Below are 20,517 nucleotides of genomic sequence, written 5' to 3'. Positions count from 1 at the left end.
TCATGAACTCCTTTCACTCGACAGCGCTTCCGCTGCCACTTCCCGGGAAAAGGACCGCACGGTCGCGCTGAACGTGGTCAGGATCGTGACCACCGCCATCCCCGCGGCACACACCAGGACCGCCTGGCTTCCCGTGAGGACCTCCATCAGCCCGCCACCGAGCGCCGGCCCGGCCGCCGCGGCCACGCCGGTGGCGACCCCCATCACGCCGGTGAGCCTGCCGCGCAGCTCGCCCGGCGTCAGCAGGAGCTGGAACGTCCCGATCGTCGTGTTCGCCGTCGGCGCCAGGAAAGCCATGGCCGCGAGCAGGACTCCCATCACGTAGCCGCGGTCGATGAACACGGCCAGGGGAGTGAGCACGGCCAGCATCCAGAACACGCCCGTGATGGCCAGGTAGGGACTGAGCGCCCGGTGCAGGCGCGGGGCGGCCAGCGCGCCGAGAATGCCTCCGCCGCCGAACATCGCCGCCATGACGCCGATTTCCCCGGACGGTACCCCGCGCTGCTGGGCGAGGACGATGACGACGAGGTAGAAGGCCGCGAAGAAGAAGTTGAGGCCGACCGCGCACAGGCCGATCGCCCGGAGCAGGCGCTGTCCCCACACCCACCGGAGCCCGTCGAGGATCTCGTGGTGGAGTCCCCGCAGCGGCGTGCCGGCCTTCGCCTGCGCGGGCACCCGCAGGAACAGCAGGCCGACCAGGGAAACCGTGTGCGCCAGGGCGTCCGCCGCGAACGGCAGCCACCGGGACGCCGTGTAGAGGATCCCGCCCAATGCGGTACCGGACAGCTGGCCGAGGTGGCCGCGGGCGCCGTTCATCGCGACGGCGCTCGCCAGCTGTTCCGCCGGGACCACCCGGGGGAGCGTGGCTTCCTCGGCCGGATCGAACAACGCACCGCACAGGCCGATGACGACGGCGACCGCGACGATGTGCGGCACACCGAGGAAGTTCCACCAGCACGCCGCGACGACGCTGAGCATGGCCAGTGCGTAACCGGCTTCGCACCCCAGCATCAGTTTCCGGCGGTTCCACCGGTCCGCCAGCGCCCCGGCGGGGATCCCGGCGACCAGACCGGCCACCGCGCTCGCGGTCAGCACCAGTCCGGACGCGGCCGCCGAGTGCGTGATGTCGAGCACCAGCAGCGGGAAGGCGATCATCGAACCGCTGAACCCGGCGACCGACAACAGCTGGCTGCCCCACAGGAGCCGGTAGTTGCGGTTGCGGGACAGCGGGGCGGGGGTCATGACAGGGCCTCCCAGCGCTGCCGGCAGTCCTGGGCGATGCCGCGCAACGCGTCGGCGAACCCTTCGGCCACCGCCTGCACGGTGCTTTCCGCGTGCGAGTCCGCCCGGTAGTTCCACGTGGCCGAGAACTGCCCGTCCTGGACGGCTCCGATCACTTCCAGGAGGTGGTCGCCGGGGTCGGCCGGGTCGTGCTCCGCCCCGAACGGACCGTGCACGGTGCGGTAGAGACCCTGTTCCGCGTCCGGCGCCTGCGCGTCCCACTGCCCCAGGTAGTTGAACGCCAGCTGCGGCCTCGCGCCGGACAGGCGGTCGCGGACGTCCGCCGGGCCGAGGTGGCGCAGCGCCCCGAAGCCGATCCCCTTGCCGGGCACCGTGCGCAGCTGCCGCCGCACGGACTTGACGAGCTCACGCCAGCCGCCGCCGGCCACGGTGAGGGTGACCGGGAAGACGGTGGTGAACCAGCCGACCGTGCGGGACAGGTCGACCCCGTCGAAGATGTCCTCACGGCCGTGTCCTTCGAGGTCGACCGAAACCGTCGGCTGCCCCGTCCACGAAGACACCGCCCGGACCAGCGCGCTGAGCAGGACGTCGTTGACGTGGGTCCGGTACACCGTGGGTGCCATCCGCAGCAAGGCGTCGGTGACCTGCCGGTCGACCTGGACGGCGACGGCGCGGGTCGCGTCTCCGGCCGGCCGTGACGTCCCCGGGTCCACCGGCAGCGGGCGGACGTCCGCCATCGTGGTGGCCCAGTGGTCCACTTCCGCTGCGAAGTGGCCGTCGCCGATGTGCTCGATCAGCCGCGACGCCCAGTCCCGGTAGGACGTGGTCTTGCCGCCGAGGTCGACGGTTCCGCCGCTGCTCGCCTGGTGGTAGGCGGTGTTCAGGTCGTCGAGCACGATGCGCCAGGAGACGCTGTCCACCACGAGGTGGTGGGCGGCGAGGAACAGGCACGGCCGGCCGGACGTGGTGAACAGCACCGCCTTGAACAGCGGGCCGGTGGCGAGGTCGAAGCTGCGGTGCAGGTCGTCGGCGACCTCCTCCATCGCCGCCCACCGTTGCTCGCCGGTGGTGCCGGCGACGTCGTGCGTGGTGAGGGATGCGGCCTCGACGGGGCCGTAGTGCTGCCTCAGGCCGCCGTCGACCGGTTCGAAGCGCATCCGGAGCGCGTCGTGGTGGGCGACCACCGCGTCGAGGGCCCGGCGCAGCGCCCGCTCGTCCACCTCGCCGGCCAGCTCGACCAGCGCCGACTGGTTGAAGTGGTGCGGGTTCTTCCCGCCGCGGGCGAAGAACCAGTGCTGGATCGGGGTCAGCGGCACCGGGCCCGCCAGGGGACGGGTCTCTTCGCGTTCCGGCTCGGTCGTGGTGACCAGCGGGGCGAGGGTGCCGATCGTCTGGCGCAGGAACATGTCCCTGGTGGTCAGCCGGAGGCCGGCCTTGCGGGCCCGGGACACCACCTGGATGCTGAGGATCGAGTCGCCGCCGAGGTCGAAGAAGTTGTCCTGCGTGCCGACCCGGGCCACCCCCAGGACATCGGACCAGATCTCGGCGAGCGCGGTCTCGACGGGACCTTCGGGGGCGACGCGGCCACGGTCTTCCGGGGTGCGTTCCGGCTCGGGGAGGGCCCCCCGGTCGAGCTTGCCGTTGGGGGTCATCGGCAACGCCGGCAACGGCGTGCAGCTCGACGGGATCATGTAGTCCGGGAGCGACTGCCGGAGGAATTCGAGCAGGGCCGTGGTGTCCGGGGTGGCCCCCTCGGCCGGGACGACGTAGGCGAGCAGCCGCCGGCTGTCCCTGACCGTCGCCGCGGCTTTGGCCACGTCGGGGTGGCGCAGCAGCGCGGACTCGATCTCCCCGAGCTCGATCCGGTACCCGCGGACCTTCACCTGGTCGTCCACGCGGCCGAGGCACTCCAGCGAGCCGTCGGCGAGCAGGCGGCCCAGGTCACCGCTTCGGTACATCCGCTCACCGGGTGGCCCGAACGGGCAGGCGACCAACCGCCCGGCGGTCAGGCCCGGCCGGTCGAAGTAGCCCCGGGCGAGGCCGGCGCCGGCCACGTACAGCTCGCCGACCACCCCGATCGGCACCGGGCGCAGCCACCGGTCCAGCACGTAGAGCCGGACGTTCCAGGCCGGCCGGCCGATGCCGAGCGGACCGGGGACGAGCTGGTCACCCGGTTCGATCCGGCAGTCCATGCATTCGACGGTGGTCTCGGTCTGGCCGTACTCGTTGTTCACCACGGCCGGGTGCCGCTGCTGGAACTCCTTGACCACCTCGCCCAGCAGGAGCTCACCGCCCACGACGAGGTCATCCGTCGGCGAAAGCTGGTCCGGAAGAGTGGTCAGCAGCGGGATGTGGCTCGGCGTCACCTTGAGGAACGCGCACTGCTCGGTGGTGCCCCGCGGGGTGTCGACCAGGTCGGTCACCCAGATGCGGCCGCCCACCAGCAACGGCCCGAACAGCGTCGTGACCGTGAGGTCGAAGGACACCGGCGAATGCAGGACCGCCAGCCCCCGCATGCCGGGGTAGGCCTGGATCGCCCAGCTGAAGTAGTTCGCCAGGCCGCCGTGGGTGATCGCCACGCCCTTGGGCCTGCCGGTGGAACCCGAGGTGTAGATCACGTAGGCGAGGTTCTCCGGCGACAGCGAACCCGGCCCCGGATCGCCGTCCGGGAAGCCGTCGACCGCCCGGACGGCCTCCGGGGTGTCCAGCACCATCATCGGCCGCGCGTCGCCGAGCAGGTACGCGATCCGCTCGGGCGGGTAGTCCGGCTCGACGGGAACGTAGGCGGCTCCCGCCTTGAGCACCGCGAGCACCGCCACGACCAGCTCCACCGACCGGGGCAGCGAGATCGCGATGCGCGTTTCCGGGCCCGCGCCTCGGCCGATCAGCTGGTGCGCCAGCCGGTTGGCCCAGGCGTTCAGCTCCGCGTACGACAGCGAGCCGTCGGCGTGCACCACCGCCGTCGCCTCGGGGGTGCGCTGGGCCTGCGCCGCCAGCAGCTCGGGGAGCAGGCCGTCCTGGATGTCGTGCGCGGTCTGGTTCCCGTCGTACAGCACGAACCGCAGTTCGTCCCCGGTCAGCAGCGAGCAGTCCCGCAGCGGGCGGCCGGGGTCGGCGGTGACCTCGTCGAGCAGGGTGGTCAGGTGGCCCGCCAGCCGGCGGATGGTGCCCGCGTCGAACAGGTCGCTGTTGTAGGTCACCGCGCCGAGCAGGCCGTCGGAGCTCTCCTGGAACTCGAGGGTGAGGTCGAAGCTCGCCGACACCACGGGGACGTCGAGCTCCGTCACCCGGAGGCCGGGCAGGTCCACCTCGTGCCGCGGGGTGTCGTGCAGGACCACCATGACACCGAACAGCGGCGTGCGGCTGGGGTCGCGGTCGAGGCGCAGATCGTCGACGACGCGTTCGAACGGCACGTCCTGGTGGGCGAAGGCGGCGAGGGTGGTGGCGCGGGCCGCGGCGAGCAGCTCGTCGAACGTCTTCGACTCGTCCACCCGGGCGCGGAGGACGAGCGTGTTGACGAAGAAGCCGATGAGGCGGGCCAGCTCGGGGCGTTCCCGGCCCGAGGAGACCGTGCCGATGGCGATGTCGGGCCGGCCGGACCAGCGGGCGAGCAGGAGCTGGCAGGCGGCGACGAGAGCCGTGAACACGGTCGTGTCGCGGTCGCGCGCGAGCGCGGTGAGCCGGCCGGCGATCCCGGCGGGGATCGCGAACCCGTGGACGGCGCCGTGGGTGGTGCGTTCGGCCGGCCTCGGCCGGTCGGTGGGCAGCTCCAGCACCGGGACGCCGTCGAGTTGCTCGCGCCAGTACGCGAGCAGCTCGTCCAGCACCGGCCCGGTCAGGTGTTCCCGCTGCCACACGGCGAAGTCCCCGTACCGCACGGGCAGCGGCGGCAGGGTGCCGCCGCGGTAGAGCGTGCCCAGCTCGTCGAGCAGGACGCCGGTGGACCAGCCGTCGGTGACGATGTGGTGCATCAGGATCAGCAGCACGTGCTCGCCGGGAGCGCTCCGGAGCAGCCGCATCCGCACGGCGGCCGCGCCGAGGTCGAACGGCACGGCGCATTCCCGCGCCAGGGCCTGCGCCAGGTCCGGCACCTCCTCGGGGGCGAGCAGCACCTCCCGGGGCGGGTGCACGAGCTGGACGCCCCGGCCGTCCACGGTGCCGAAGGTGGTGCGCAGCGACTCGTGCCGCCCGACCAGGCCGGACAAGGCGGTGTTGAGCCGGTCGACGTCGAGTTCCCCGGTCAGCCGCAGGACGACCGGGGTCAGGTATTCGGTGCTGTCCGGCTGGAACTCGTGCAGGAACCACAGGCGCTGCTGGGCGTACGACAGCGGGAAGACGCCGTCTCCCGGCACGCTCCTGATGTCCGGCCCCGCGAGAGAGAGGCGTGCGTCGTCTTCGCCGGTGGCCGCGGCGAGAGCGGCCACGGTGGGCGCGGAGAACACCGCACGCGGAGAGAGCCGCAGGCCGGCTTCGGCACGCAGCCGCGCGGTCACCTGGATGCTGAGGATCGAGTTGCCGCCGAGCGCGAAGAAGTTGTCGTGGACGCCGACCCGTTCCACGCCGAGCACCTCGGCCCAGATCCGCGCCAGCGTCCGCTCGGTGCCGGTGCGGGGGGCCACGTGGTCGCCGCCGGCCGCGGCCCGGCCGGGGTCGGGCAGGGCCTGCCGGTCGAGTTTTCCGTGGCGGTTCAGCGGCAGCTCGTCCAGGAAGACGAACGCGGCCGGCACCAGGTGGCCGGGCAGCCGCCCGGCGAGCCAGGCCCGCAGGTCCGGCCGGCCGGCCGCGACCACGTAGGCCACCAGCCGGGTGCCGTCGAGGTCCGGCCCGGCGACCACGGCGGCGTCGGTGACCTCGTCGTGGCGGCGGAGCGCGGTTTCGACCTCACCGGGTTCCACCCGGAACCCGCGGATCTTGACCTGGTCGTCGAGGCGGCCGAGGTACTCCAGCTGCCCGTCGCCGTGCCACCGCACGCGATCTCCGGTGCGGTACATCCGGGTGCCCGGTCGCCCGAACGGGTCGGCGACGAACCGTTCCGCGGTCGGCCCCGGCCGGCCGGCGTACCCCCGGGCCAGCTGCGGGCCGGCCAGGTACAGCTCGCCCGGCGCCCCGATGGGCACCGGCGTCAGGTCGCGGTCGAGCACGTAGGCCCGCAGGTTGCGCAGGGGCCGGCCCACGGCGGGGCGCTCCCCGGCGACGCGGCAGGACAGCGCGTCCACGGTGCATTCGGTGGGGCCGTAGAAGTTGTACGCGGCCGTGCCGGGCAGGGCGGCGAGCGTGGTCCACAGTGCCGAGCCGAGGGCTTCGCCGCCGACCATGAGGATGCGCGGCCGGTGCCGTTCGCCGTCGAGCAGGCCGGCGGGGAGAAGCTGCCGGAGGTAGGAAGGCGTCAGGTCCAGGAAGTCGATCCGGTGCTCGGCCACGTAGTCGACGAGGGCGGCCGGGTCGAGGCGGGTGTCGTCGTCGAGCACGTGGAGCTCGTGGCCGGCGGCCATCAGCACCGGGCCTTCGAGGGAGGTGTCGAAGGACAGCGCCGCGGTCAGCGCCACCCGCAGCCGGTCGCCGCCGGCGAAGCCGTGGCGGTGGCTGTGGAGCAGGTTGACCAGGGCGCGGTGCTCGACGCACACGCCCTTGGGAGTGCCCGTGGACCCGGACGTGTAGATCAGGTACGCCGCATTGCCGGGGAGTGACGTGGTGGCCAGGAGGGAGCTGTCGTAGCCGGTGAGGTCGGGGAGCTCGGTGAGCACGGCGGCCGGGTCGGCGTCGTCGAGCAGGAAGCCGATCCGCTCGGCCGGCAGGCCGGGATCGACGGGCAGGTAGACCGCGCCCGCCTTGAGGACGCCGAGCATGGCCACGATCGCCTCGGCCGAGCGGGGCAGCATGACTGCGACCGGCCGCTCGGCCGTCACCCCTTGGGACACGAGGTGCCGGGCCAGCTGGTTGGCGCGGGCGTCGAGCTCGGCGAACGTGCAGGACTGGTCGCGGAACACGAGGGCGATGTGGTCCGGGGTGCGCCGGGCCTGGGCCTCGAACACGCGGGTGAACGACGTTTCCGGCGTCTCCAGGGCCGTGTCGTTCCACTCCACCAGCGTCCGGTGCAGGTCGCCCTCGGGGGCGGTGGGCAGGTCCTGCCCGTCGGCGATCTTTTCCAGCAGGGCCACCAGGTACGCGGCCATGCGGTCGATCGTGGCCGTGTCGAACAGCCGGGGGTCGTAGTCGAGTTCGAGGTGGAGGCGGTCGCTGGTGTAGGCGCTGAGCACCAGGGGGAAGCTGGTGGTGTCGATGCCTTCGACGTCGACGACGCGCACCTGCTGCCGGGCGTTCACCAGCTCGTCGACCGGGTAGTTCTCGAAGACGACGATGCTGTCGAACAGGTTCGCGCCGGTGGGAAGTCCGGCCCAGCTCTGCAGCCGGCTCAGGGCGACGTGGTCGAAGCGGCGGCTCTCGGTCTGCGCGGCCTGCAGGTCGCGCAGCCAGGCCAGGGTGTCCGGTCCGGCCGGAACGGTGACCCGGGTGGGGATGGTGTTGACGAACATGCCGATCATGGCCTCGACCCCCGGCAGTTCCGCGGGGCGCCCGGCGGAGGTGGTGCCGAACACCACTTCGCGTTCGCCGCTGTAGCGGGCCAGCAGCAGCGCCCAGGCGCCTTGGACCACGGTGTTGGTGGTCAGCCCCGCCCGCCGGGCCACCCGGTCCAGTCCGGCCGACCGGCCGGCGGGCAGCTCGATCCGGACCGAGCCGGTGGATTCGGCCCGGTGGGCCTCGACGGGTGGGCGGTCGTAGGGCAGCGGCGTGGGGGATCCGAACCCGGCGAGAGCGGCGCGCCAGTGCCGTTCCGCGGCGCCGGCGTCCTGGTCGCGCAGCCAGCGCAGGTAGTCGCCGAACGGACGGCGTGGCACGAGCTCGGGCGGGCGGCCGGTGGTGATCGCCGTGTACTGCTCGCACACCTCGGCCAGCACCTGGGCGAAACTCCAGCCGTCGAGCAGGATGTGGTGCACCGTCCACCGGAGCAGGACCTCGTCGCCGGGCAGCCGGTCGATCGCGATCCGCAGCAGCGGCGGGCGCGTCAGGTCCAGTTCCTCGTCCGGCTCGGTGTCGTAGGTGATGGGGACGGTGACGGCCGAGTGGATGATCTGCAGGGGTTCCGGCACGCCCTCCCACACGACGCTCGCGCGCAGGGCGGGGGTCCGGTCGACGACGCGCCGGCACGCGGCACCGAGGGCCGCCGGGTCGGTCACCCCGGACAGCCGCAGCCGGAACCGGTCGACGTAGGCCCCCGATCCGGGGTCGGCCAGGCTGTGGAACAGCAGGCCGGCCTGGAGCGGGGTCAGCGGGTACACGTCCGCCACCGACCGGCCGTCGCCGACCAGGGTGTCTACAGTGGACTGGTCGAGCGCGGCGAGCGGGAAGTCCGACGGGGTGCGGCCGCCGGCGTCCGGGCCGGCGCAGTGCGCGACGATCTCGCGGAGCGCCTCCGTCGTGGCCTCGGCGAGCCGCCGGATGGTCGCCTCGTCGTGCACGGCGCCGGAGTACTCCCAGGACAGCTGGAGTTCCCCGTCGTCCACGGCGCCGACGACGTCGATCAGGTAGGGGCGCTCGGCGTGGGCGGGGGCCTCGTCGCCGAGGCCGTCGAGCCGCCCGCGGATCAGCCCGGTACCGCCGGTGCCGCCCCACTGCCCGTGGTAGTTGACGCTGATGCGCGGCAGTTCGGTGTGCTGCAGCGCCTCCGCGGCCCGGAGGTGGCGCAGGGCTTCGTAGCCGATCCCGCGGTGGGGGATGCCGCGCAGCTGCTCCTTGACCGCTTTGAGGATCGCACCCCACTCCCGGCCCGGTGGCAGGTCGAGCGCGACCGGGAACTGGGCGGTGAACCAGCCGATGGTGCGGGAGACGTCCGTGCCGGCCAGGATGTCCTCGCGGCCGTGGCCTTCCAGGGTGACCGGCACCCGGTCGTGGCCGGTCCAGTCCGCCAGCGTGCGGCCGATCGCCGTGAGCAGCACGTCGTTCGCGCGCGTCCGGTAGACCCCGGGCACCTGGTGCAGGAACGCGTCGGTGGTCGCGCGGTCCAGTTTGGCCGAGACCACGCGGGTCGTGCCGACGGTGTTCGGTCCGCTGCGGTCCACCGGCAGGGCCGTGTCCACGCCGTCGAGCACCGTGGTCCAGTGGCCGAGGTCCTCGTCGAGACCGCCGCCGCGCACGTGCTCGTCGAACAGGTGGGCCCACTCGGTGAACCGGGTGCCGACCGGGTCGAGGACACCGCCGCGATAGGCCGTCTCGAGGTCGCCCAGCAGGATGCGCCAGGACACCCCGTCGATCACCAGGTGGTGCACGGCGATGAACAGCGTCGGGCGGGCGCCGGTGAACAGCAGGACCCGCAGCACGGGCCCGTCGGCGATGTTCAGCGCCGCCCGGGCGGCGCCGGCCAGTGCCGCCATCGCCCGGTCCCGGTCGGCGAGGTGCTCGGGCAGGCGGTGGGTGGTGAAGACCTCGGCGTACTCGACGGGGGCGGGCTCCTGCCCGCCGGGGCCGAACCGCAGCCGCAGGGACTCGTGGTGGGCGATCACCGCGTCCACCGCACCGGCCAGCGCCGCCTCGTCGACGTCTTCGGCCAGTTCCAGGTGGACCGACATGGTGAAGCGGTTCACGTCGACCGGCTCGCCGGCGAAGAACCAGCGCTGGATCGGGGTGAGCGGGCTCGGGCCGGTCAGCACCGGGTGCCGCAGCCGCGTGGCGGGGGTGCGCGCGGCGACCACGCCGGCGAGGTCGGCGACCGTCTGGTAGCGGAAGATGTCCTTTGTGGACAGGACCAGATCCGCCTGCCTCGCCTGGGAGACCACCTGGATGCTGAGGATCGAGTCGCCGCCGAGGCCGAAGAAGTTGTCGTGGATCCCGACCCGTTCCACGCCCAGCGCCCGCGACCAGATCCGGGCCAGCTCCTGTTCCACCGGGGTGCGGGGCGGGGCGTACCGGGTGGCCGGTTCCGCGTGGCCGTCCGGTGCGGGCAGCGCCCGCCGGTCCAGCTTTCCGTTGGCGGTCAACGGGATCCGGTCGAGGGGGACGAACGCGGCGGGAATCATGTGCTCGGGCAGGGCGTGCTTGACCCACTCGCGCAGATCGGCCGGCGCGGTCTCGCCGGCCGGGACGACGTAGGCCACCAGACGCTGTCGTCCCGCGTCGTCCGCCACCGCGACGGTGACGGCTTCGGCGACCTGATCGTGGCGCAGCAGTACGGCGTCGACCTCGCCGGGTTCGATGCGGAACCCGCGGATCTTCACCTGCTCGTCGGCCCGGCCCAGGTAGTCCAGGCGGCCGTCGGGCGTCCACCGCACCAGGTCACCGCTGCGGTACATGCGGGTGCCGGGCCGCCCGAACGGATCGGCCACGAACCGCGACGCGGTCAGCCCCGGCCGGTTCAGGTAACCGCGGGCCAGGCCCGCGCCGGCCACGTACAGCTCGCCGCGCACCCCCGGCGGCACCGGTTGCAGGTCCGCGTCGAGGACGTAGGTCCGCAGGTCCGGAAGGGGAACACCCAGGCCGGCCTGCCCCGGCGGGTCGAGAAGCTGGCAGGTGACGTGGACCGTGGTTTCGGTGATGCCGTACATGTTGACCAGCCGGGTCCCGGGGTGCCGGGCGCACCAGCCGCCGAGCCGGCCGGAGTCGAGCGCCTCCCCGCCGAAGATCACCCACCGCAGCGCCAGGTCCGGTGGCGAGTCGACGCGGGCGAGCGGGGCGAACGCGGACGGGGTCTGGTTGAGCACGGTGACCCGCTGCTCGGCGAGCAGGGCGAGGAAGTCCTCGGGTGAGCGCGCGACCTCGGACGGCACGACGACCAGGCGGCCGCCGTGGAGCAGGGCGCCCCACAGCTCCCACACGGAGAAGTCGAACGCGCAGGAGTGGAACAGCGTCCACACGTCCCGCTCGTCGAAGGCGAACCGGTCGCGGGTGGCGGTGAACAGGCGGGTCACGGCGGAGTGGGGGACCAGCACACCCTTCGGCCGGCCCGTCGAGCCGGACGTGTAGATCACGTAGGCCGGGTGCGCGGGGGACAGCGGCGCGGTCCGGTCGGCGTCGGTGGGGTCGGTCCCGGGGTACCCGGCGCAGGCGGGCAGCGCGTCGAGGACCGTGACGGGAGCGGCGTCGTCGATCGTGGCGGCGATGCGGGCGGCCGGGTACGCCGGGTCGATCGGGAGGTACCCGGCTCCCGCCTTCAGGACCGCCACGATCGCGACGACCAGCTCGGCCGACCGGGGCAGCAGCAGCGCGACGAGCCGTTCCGGCCCCGCACCCCGCTCGATCAGCCAGTGGGCCACCCGGTTGGCCCGCGTGTTCAGCTCGGCGTAGGTCAGCTCGGTGCCTTCGCACGTCACCGCGACCGCGTGGGGGGTCCGGGCCGCGGTCGCCTCGAACCACGCGGGCAGCGTGGTGACCGGCAGGCCGGCCGCTTTCCCGTTCCAGTCCACCAGGACCCGGTGCCGTTCGGCCGCGGACAGCCACGGCAGCCGGCCCAGCGGGCGGTCGGGGCCGGCGACGATCCCGGCGAGCAGTTCCCCGAGCCGGCCGGTCAGCCCTTCGACGGTGCCGGCGTCGAACAGGTCGGTGTTGTAGAGGACCGAGCCGTGCAGCCGGCCGGCGTGCTCCTCGAACTGGAACATCAGGTCGACGCTCGCGGCGACCGTGGGCGGGGCGAGTTCCGTCACGCTCAGGCCGGGCAGGGCCAGGTCGTGGCCGGGGTCGTTCTGCAGCACCACCAGCACGCTGAACAGCGGGGTGCGGCTGACGTCGCGCTCGGGTTCCAGGTGCTCCACCACCCGCTCGAAGGGGACGTCCTGGTGGGCCAGCGCCTCCAGCGTGGTGGCCCGCACCGCGGCGAGCAGCTCCGGGAAACTCCGTCGCAGGTCCACTGTGGACCGCAGCACCAGCGTGTTGACGAAGAACCCGATCAGCCGGGTCAGCTCGGGGTGTTCGCGCCCCGAGGTGACGGTGCCGACGGCGATGTCGTCCTGCCCGGACCAGCGGGCGAGCAGCACCTGGCAGGCGGCGACGAGGGCCGTGAACAGCGTGCCGTCCTGCTGCCGGGCCAGTGACTTCAGCCCGGCGGTGACCGCCGGCGGCACCACGAACTCCGCCAGGGCGCCGTTCGTCGTGCGCACGGGCGGCCGGGGCCGGTCGGTGGGCAGCTCCAGCACCGGGAGACCGTCGAGGCGCCGCCGCCAGTAGCCGAGCTGGTCGTCCGCCGGCCGGTTCCGCTGCCACACCGCGAAGTCCGCGTACTGCACGGGCAGCGGCGGCGGGGTTCCGCCGCGGTAGAGCGTGCTCAGCTCGTCGAGCAGCACCCCGGTCGACCAGCCGTCGGTGACGATGTGGTGCAGCACCAGGGCGAGCACGTGGTCCTGTTCTCCGAGCCGCACCAGCAGGACGCGCAGCAGCGTGCCGTCCCGCAGGTCGAACGGCTGCAGTGCGGCCCGCGTCAGCACCTCGGGCAGCTCCCGCTCGCCGGCCGTCAGCACCGGTACCCGGACCGGCGCGGCCGGGTGGACGACCTGGACGCCCCGGCCGTCGACGGTGTCGAAGGTGGTGCGCAGCGCCTCGTGTCGTTCGACCACAGTGGACAGTGCGGTGGTGAGGCGGTCCACGTCCAGGCGGCCGCGCAGCCGCAGCAGCAGCGGGGTGAGGTATTCCGTGCTGTCCGGCTCGAACTCGTGCAGGAACCACAACCGCTGCTGGGCGAACGACAACGGCAGCACGCCGTCCCGGGGCACCACGCCGATGTCCGGCCGGTCCGGCTCGCGCTCGGTCACCGCCGCCGCCAACCCGGCCACGGTGGGCGTGGTGAACACCGCCCGCGGGGACAACCGGACCCCGAGCTGCGCGCGCAGCCGCGACATGACGCCGATGCTGAGGATCGAGTCGCCGCCGAGGTCGAAGAAGTTGTCGTGCGCACCGACCCGCTCGACACCCAGCACCTCGGCCCACACCCGCGCCACCGCCCGCTCGGCGTCGTCGCGCGGCGCCACGTACTCGGCGGCCGACGCGGCCCAGTCCGGCTCGGGCAGGGCCCGCCGGTCGAGCTTTCCGTGCCGGGTCAGGGGAAGCGCGTCGACCATGACGAACGCCGCCGGCACCAGGTGGGCGGGCAGCCGGCCGGCCGTCCAGGACCGCAGGTCCGGGTGATCGGCGCCGGCCGGGACGACGTAGGCGACCAGGCGGGGGTGGCCGTCGTCCCGCCGGGCGATCACCGCGGCGTCGCCGACGTCCGGGTGCCGGCGCAGGACCGCCTCGACCTCGCCGGGTTCGATCCGGAACCCGCGGATCTTGACCTGGTCGTCGGTGCGGCCCAGGTACTCGAGCCGTCCGTCGGCGCGCCACCGGGCCCGGTCACCGGTGCGGTACATCCGGGCACCCGGCTTCCCGAAGGGGTCGGCCACGAACGCGGCCGCGGTCAGCCCGGGACGGTTCCGGTAGCCCCGTGCGACGTGCGCGCCCGCGAGGTACAGCTCGCCCGGCGCTCCGATCGGCACCGGCTGAAGGTCGCGGCCCAGCACGTGGGCGCGGACGTTGCGCAGCGGGCGCCCCACCACCGGCCGGTCACCCGTCACCCGGCAGGAGAGGGTGTCCACGGTGCACTCGGTGGGGCCGTAGAAGTTGTAGCTCACGGTCCGGTCTTCGCCGGCCAGCCGTCGCCACAGCGCTTCCTCGGCCGCTTCTCCGCCGAGCATGAGGACGCGGGGCCGGTGGCGGTCGTCGTCGAGCAGGCCGGCCAGGAGCAGCTGCCGCGCGAAGGACGGGGTGAGGTCGAGCAGGTCGATGCGGTGCTCCACCACGTAGCCGACCAGCGCCGGCGGGTCGAGGCGGGTGTCGTCGTCGAGCACGTGGAGCTCGTGGCCGGCGGCCATCAGCACGGGTCCTTCGAACGAGGTGTCGAAGGACAGGGCCGCGCTCAGCGCGACACGCAGGTGGCCGTGGCCCGCGAAGTGGGCGTGGTGGCTGAGCAGCAGGTTCGTCAGGTTGCGGTGCTCGACGACGACCCCCTTCGGGGAGCCGGTCGACCCGGACGTGTAGATCAGGTAGGCGGAGCTGTCCTGGTGCACGGGGAGGGCGAGGTCGGTGGTGTCGTAGCCGGTGAGGCCGGGCAGCTCGGTGAGCACCACCACCGGGTTCGCGTCCCGCAGCAGGAACTCGACGCGCTCGGCCGGGAGCTCGGGATCCACCGGCAGGTGGACCGCGCCGGCCTTGAAGATCGCGAGCAGGGCCACGATCATCTCCGCCGACCGCGGCAGCATCAGCGCGACGGTCCGCTCGGGCCGCGCACCGTGCGCCACCAGGTACCGGGCGAGCTGGTTGGCGCGGGCGTTCAGCTCGGCGAACGTGTATGCCGTGTCCCGGAACACGAGCGCGGTCCGGTCCGGCGTGCGGCGCGCCTGCGCCTCGAACACCTCGTGGAAGGTCGTCTCCGGCACCTCGAGGGCCGTTCCGTTCCCGTCCGCCGCCATCCGCCGCAGCTCGTCCTCGGGGACCGGCACCGCGGTGCGGCCCGCGGTGAGCGCGTCGACGAGCGCCGCGAGGTGCGCCGACAGGCGCTCGGCGGTCGACCGGTCGAACAGCGCCGGGTCGTAGGCGAGCTCGAGGTGCAGCCGGTCGTCGAGGCTGTAGGCGCTGAGCGTCAGCGGGAGGTTCGTGGTGTCGGTGCCCTGCGTGCCGGCGACCCGGATGCCGCCGATCTCGGCGGAGTCGCTGAGCGGGTAGTTCTCGAACACGACCACGCTGTCGAACAGGGCCGCCCCCGCGGGCAGGCCGGTCCACGACCGGAGCTGGGAGAGGGAGACGAAGTCGAACCGCCGGGCCTCGGTCTGCGCGGCCTGCAGGTCGCGCAGCCACGCCACGACGTCCTGGCCGTCCGGGGCCGCTACCCGGGTGGGGACGGTGTTGATGAACAGGCCGATCATCGACTCCACCCCGGGCAGTTCCGGTGGCCGGCCGGAGACGGTGGTGCCGAAGACGACGTCGCGTTCGCCGCTGTACCGGGACAGCAGCAGCGCCCACGCGGCCTGCACGACGGTGTTGACGGTCAGCCCGCTGCCCTGGGCGAACCGGCGGACGCCTTCGCCGGGCAGCACGAGCTGGACCGACTCGGCGGACTCCGTCCGGTGCGCTCCCGCCGGCGGCCGGTCGTAGGGCAGGGGAGTGGCGGACTCGAACCCCGCCAGCGTCTCCCGCCAGTGCTCCTCCGCCGCCCGCTGGTCCTGCTCGCGCAGCCAGGCCAGGTAGTCCCGGAACGGGCGGCGGGCCACCGGTGCCGTCGCCCGGCCCGCCGTGGTGGCCGCGTACTGCTCGCACACCTCGGCGAGGACCTGGGCCAGGCTCCAGCCGTCGAGGAGGATGTGGTGGAAGTTCCAGACGAGCAGGACTTCGCCGCCGGGGCACCGGTTGATCGCGATCCGCATCAGCGGGGGCGCCGCGAGGTCGATGTCCTCCGGTTCGCCGTCGAAGACGATCGGCAGGGTCACTCCGGTGTGGACGACCTGCAGCGGTTCGGGTACGCCGTCCCACACCGGCGCAGCGCGCAGTGCCGGGGTCCGGTCGACCACGCGCTGCCACGCGGCGGCGAACGCCTCCGGGTCCGCTACGCCGGCGAGCCGGATCCGCACCTGGTCGAAGTAGGCACCCGCGCCGTCGACCAGGCTGTGGAACAGCATGCCGGCCTGCAACGGCGTCATCGGCAGGATGTCCTCGACCGCCGTGCCGGTTCCGGCCAGCCGGTCCACCGTGGCCTGGTCGAGCCGGGCCAGGGGGAAGTCCGACGGCGTGCGCCCGCCAGCGCCGGGCCGTCCACAGTGGACGGCGATCTCCCGCAGCGCGCCGGCCATCCCCTCGGCGAGCCGCCGGACCGTGGCCTCTTCGTGCACGTTCTCCGAATACAGCCAGGTCAGCGCCAGTTCGCCGCCGTCCACCACCCCGACCAGATCCAGCAGGTGGGCCCGCGTCGCGCCGGACGCCAGGTCCTGGCCGGGCTCGGGCAGCCGCGCCCGGTACAGCCCGGTGCCCGCCTCCTCCCACCGGCCGTGGTAGTTGAAGCCGACCTGCGGCTCGTGCGCCAGGTCCCGGTTGCGCAGGTAGCGCAGGGCGCCGTAGCCCATCCCGTTGCGGGGCACGGCCCGCAGCTGCTCCTTGACCGACTTGAGCACCTCGTCCCAGCCCCCGGCCGGGATGTGCAGGGCCAGCGGGAACTGGCTGGTGAACCAGCCCACCGTGCGGGAGATGTCGACGTCGTCGAAGATTTCCTCGCGCCCGTGTCCCTCCACGGTGACCAGCACCCGGTCGCGGCCGGTCCACCCGGTGAGGGTCCGGCCGAGCGCGCTGAGGAGCAGGTCGTTGACCCGGGTGCGGTAGACGGGCGGCACCGCGCGAAGCAGCGCGTCGGTGACCTGCCGGTCCAGCCGGACGGTGATCGTCCGGACCGACCCGGCGGTGTTGTCCCCCCGGCGGTCGACCGGGATCTCCGCCGGCGCCCGGACGGCCCGCCAGTAGGCGGTGTCCGCGTCGAAGCCGCCGGCCGCCACGTGGCCGGCCAGCCGGCGTGCCCAGCCCGTGAACGGGGTGCCGGCCGGCGCCGGCGCGATCGGCGTGCCCGCGATCCCCTGGCGGTAGGCGGTCTCCACGTCGCCGAGCAGGATCCGCCAGGACACCCCGTCGACCACGAGGTGGTGGGCCGTGACGAACAGCCGGCGTTCGGTGCCCTTGGCGAACAGCACGGCCCGCACCACCGGCCCGGTCCGCACGTCCAGGCCGGACTGCGCGGCGCGCGCCGCGGTCTCCACCTCGTCCCACGTGGTCAGCTCGCGCCGTTCGAGCACGCCGGCCGGCGCGGCCGGGTCGACCCGCTGGACCCACCCCTGCGCGGTCTCGGCGAACCGCATCCGCAGGGCGTCGTGGTGGGCCACGGTGGCGGCCACGGCCGTGGCCAGCACGGCCTCGTCCACCTCCGGGTCGAGCTCCAGGAAGACGGACATCGTGAACCGGTGCGGGTTTTCCGGGCCGGTCTCGAAGAACCAGCGCTGGATCGGCGTCAGCGGCGCGGGGCCGCCGGTGGCGGCCGGTTCGCGAGCGGCGGTGGGGGCCGGCCGCGCGGTCGCGGCCAGCTCGGCGATGGTCTGGTGGCGGAAGATGTCCCGCGACGTCACCGCCAGCCCGGCGCGGCGGGCCCGGGACACCGCCTGGATGCTGAGGATCGAGTCACCGCCGAGCGAGAAGAAGTTGTCCTCCACGCCCACCCGGTCCGTGTCCAGCACCTGCGCCCAGATGCCGGCCAGCTCCCGCTCCACCGCGGTGCGGGGGGCGACGTAGCGCGTGCCGGGGTCGTCGAGCGGCGTGGGAAGGGCACGCCGGTCGACCTTCCCGTTCGCCGTCAGCGGCAGCTCGGGCAGGGTGACGAACGCCGAGGGCACCATGTAGTCGGGCAGGGAGCGGCGCAGGAACTCGCGCAGCTCCTCCGGGCCCGGCGCGGTTCCGTTCGCCGCCACGACGTAGGCCACCAACCGCCGGCCGCTGCTGCCCGGCACCACCGTGGTCAGTGCCTGGCCGACCTGGTCGTGCCGCGTCAGCACGGCGTCGACCTCGGCCGGCTCGACCCGGAAGCCGCGGATCTTGACCTGGTCGTCGGTGCGCCCGGCGAACTGGACGACGCCGTCGGGCGTCCACCGCACCAGGTCGCCGCTGCGGTACATCCGGGTCCCCGGTGGCCCGAACGGGTCGGCCACGAACCGGGACGCGGTCAGGCCCGGCCGGTTCAGGTAGCCGCGCGACAGCCCGGCACCGGCGAGGTACAGCTCCCCGCGCACGCCGACCGGCACCGGGGACAGCGCCTCGTCCAGCACGTAGATCCGGCGGCCGTCCATCGGGCGCCCGATCGGCACGGGCTCGGGCACCGCCCCGGAAACGCGGTGGGCGACGGCGAATGTGGTGACCTCCGTCGGAGCGAGGGCGTTGACCACGGTGAGCCCCGGGCACGCGGCCAGCAGCTGCCGGACGGCCACCGCGGGCACGACGTCGCCCCCGGTCCACACCTCCCGCAGCCCGGCGAGGCTGTCCGGCGCGTCCTGGGCGATGATCCGCAGCAGCCCGGCGGTCAGGTTCGCCGCGCTGACCCCGTGGCGGGCGATCACCTCGCGCAGCACGTCCGCGTCCACGTCGCCCGGCGGCGCGAGCACGACCCGGCCGCCGTTCAGCAGCGGCACCCACAGCTCGTAGGTGGACACGTCGAACGCCGTCGGCGAGTGCAGCAGCACGGCGTCGTGGTCGCGGAAGTGGCTGTCGCGGGCCAGGGACACCACGTTCCGGTGCCGGGTCGCGACCCCCTTCGGCGTCCCGGTCGACCCGGACGTGTGAATGACGTACGCCAGGGTGTCCGCCAGTGGCGACACGTCCGGTGCGTCGGCCCGCGAGCCCTCGTCCACCCGCAGCACGTGTCCACTGTGGATCGACTCGGTCAGCGGCTCGTGGTCGTGGTCGGTGACGAGCACCGAGACGCCGGGCCCGCCGAGCACCAGGCGCATCCGCTCGGCCGGGGCGCGCAGATCCAGCGGCAGGTAGGCGCCCCCCGCCTTGAGGATCCCCAGCACGGCCACCACCAGGTCCGCCGACCGGCCCACCAGCAGCCCGACCGGCTCGTCGACCCGGACGCCGGCCTCGACCAGCCGGTGCGCCAGGTGGTTGGCTCGCGCGTCCAGTTCGGCGTAGGACAGCGAGCGGCCACCGGTGACGACCGCCGTGGCGTCCGGTGCCCGGCGTACCTGCTCGGCGAACAGCGCCGGCACCGTGGCGGTTCCGGGGATGCGGCCGGCCTCGTCGGAGCGGGGGCCCGCGGTGCTCCACTGCCCCAGGAGGAGGTTCCGCTCCCGCTCCGGCAGCCACGGCAGCAGGGCGAGCGGCCGGTCCGGGTCGGTGGTCGCGGCCTCCGCCAGCAGCTCCAGGTGCCCGGCCAGCCGCTCGATCGTCGCGGCGTCGAACAGGTCCGTGTCGTACTCCACCGAACCGGTGAGGACGTCCCCGGTCTCCTGGAACTCGACGGTGAGGTCGAAGTTGGCCGCGTGGCGGGGGAGGCCGATCGGTTCGGCCCGCAGCTCGCCGAGGTTCGGGGGCGTGCGGCCGGTGTTCTGCAGCAGCACCATCACGTCGAACAGCGGGTTGCGGCTGGCGTCGCGGTGCCCGTCGACCAGGTGCTCCAGGGGCGCCTCGTCGTGCGCGAACGCGTCCAGCACGGTGCGCCTGACCTCGTCGAGCAGCTCGGAGAACGATCGGCGCACGTCCACCCGGGAGCGCAGGACCACCGTGTTCGCGAAGAACCCGACCAGCCCGCGCAGCTCCGGCCGGCTGCGGCCCGAGGTGACCGTGCCGACCGCGATGTCGTCCTGGCCCGAATAGCGCGCGAGGAGCGCCTGGCACACCGCGACCAGCACCGTGAACAGGGTGGTGCGCCGGGACCTGGCCACCTCGGTGAGCCGCGCGGTCAACGCCGCCGGCAGCCGGAACCGGTGTGCCGCACCGGCGCCCGTGCGCACCGGCGGCCGCGGCCGGTCGGACGGCAGCTCCAGCGGGCTGGTGCCGGCCAGCCGCTCCCGCCAGTAGGCCAGGTGCCCGGCCGGACCCGGATTCGACGGACTCCGTTGCCACGCCGCGAAGTCCGGGTACTGCACCGGCAGCGGCGGCAGCTCGCCGCCGCCGTACAGGACGTTCAGCTCGCCGGTCAGCACACCCAGGGACCACCCGTCGACGACGATGTGGTGGGCGGTGAGCAACAGCACGTGCTCGTCGGCACGCACGCGGGCCAGCAGCGCCCGCAGCAGCGGTCCCCGGCGCAGGTCGAACGGCCGCTCGTACTCCTCGGCGAGCACGCGCTCCAGGTCCTGGTGATCGGTGCCGACCACCGGGACCGGCAGTTCGCGCGGCGGGTGCACGATCTGCACCCCGGCGCCGTCCACCTCGCCGAACGTGGTCCGCAGCGCCTCGTGCCGGGCCACCAGCGCCTGCAGGGCGGCCGTCAGCACCGGCAGGTCGAGCGGTCCCGTCAGGCGCAGGGCCAGCGCGCTGTGGTAGCCCGGGCCGTCCGGCTGGAACTGGTGCAGGAACCACAGCCGCTGCTGCGGGAAGGACAGCGGTACCGGCCGGCTCCGGTCGGCAGGCGGGATCGAGACGGTCTTCGCCGTCCGGCCCGCGAGCCGCTCGCGCAATTGCCGCTGCCGGTCTTCGGAGAGGGCGGTGATCCGGTTCTCCCGGGACGACGTCATG

The 20,517-nt window shown here is 73.7% G+C and carries 2 protein-coding genes; both read right to left on the bottom strand.

The window, feature by feature from the left end; genetic code table 11:
- A complete protein-coding gene (locus AB0J55_RS12295; protein WP_364246599.1) occupies positions 1 to 1,242 on the bottom strand; it encodes an MFS transporter in 1,242 nt (413 codons plus the stop codon).
- Entirely contained in the window at positions 1,239 to 20,516 is a 19,278-nt protein-coding gene (locus tag AB0J55_RS12290; protein WP_364246596.1) for a non-ribosomal peptide synthase/polyketide synthase, read from the bottom strand. Before AB0J55_RS12290 ends, AB0J55_RS12295 begins: the two co-directional genes overlap by 4 nt.
- Position 20,517 lies beyond the last annotated feature (1 nt).

Source organism: Amycolatopsis sp. NPDC049688, from assembly GCF_040674975.1.
In the GTDB taxonomy this organism is placed as follows: domain Bacteria; phylum Actinomycetota; class Actinomycetes; order Mycobacteriales; family Pseudonocardiaceae; genus Amycolatopsis.
Note: the sequence above shows the minus strand (reverse complement) of the source record. Positions and strands in the feature narration are given on the sequence as shown.

Excerpts from the sequence above, each read along its gene's own strand:
- AB0J55_RS12295 (WP_364246599.1), bottom strand. The coding sequence starts at position 1,242 with ATGACCCCCGCCCCGCTGTCCCGCAACCGCAACTACCGGCTCCTGTGG.
- AB0J55_RS12290 (WP_364246596.1), bottom strand. The coding sequence starts at position 20,516 with ATGACGTCGTCCCGGGAGAACCGGATCACCGCCCTCTCCGAAGACCGG.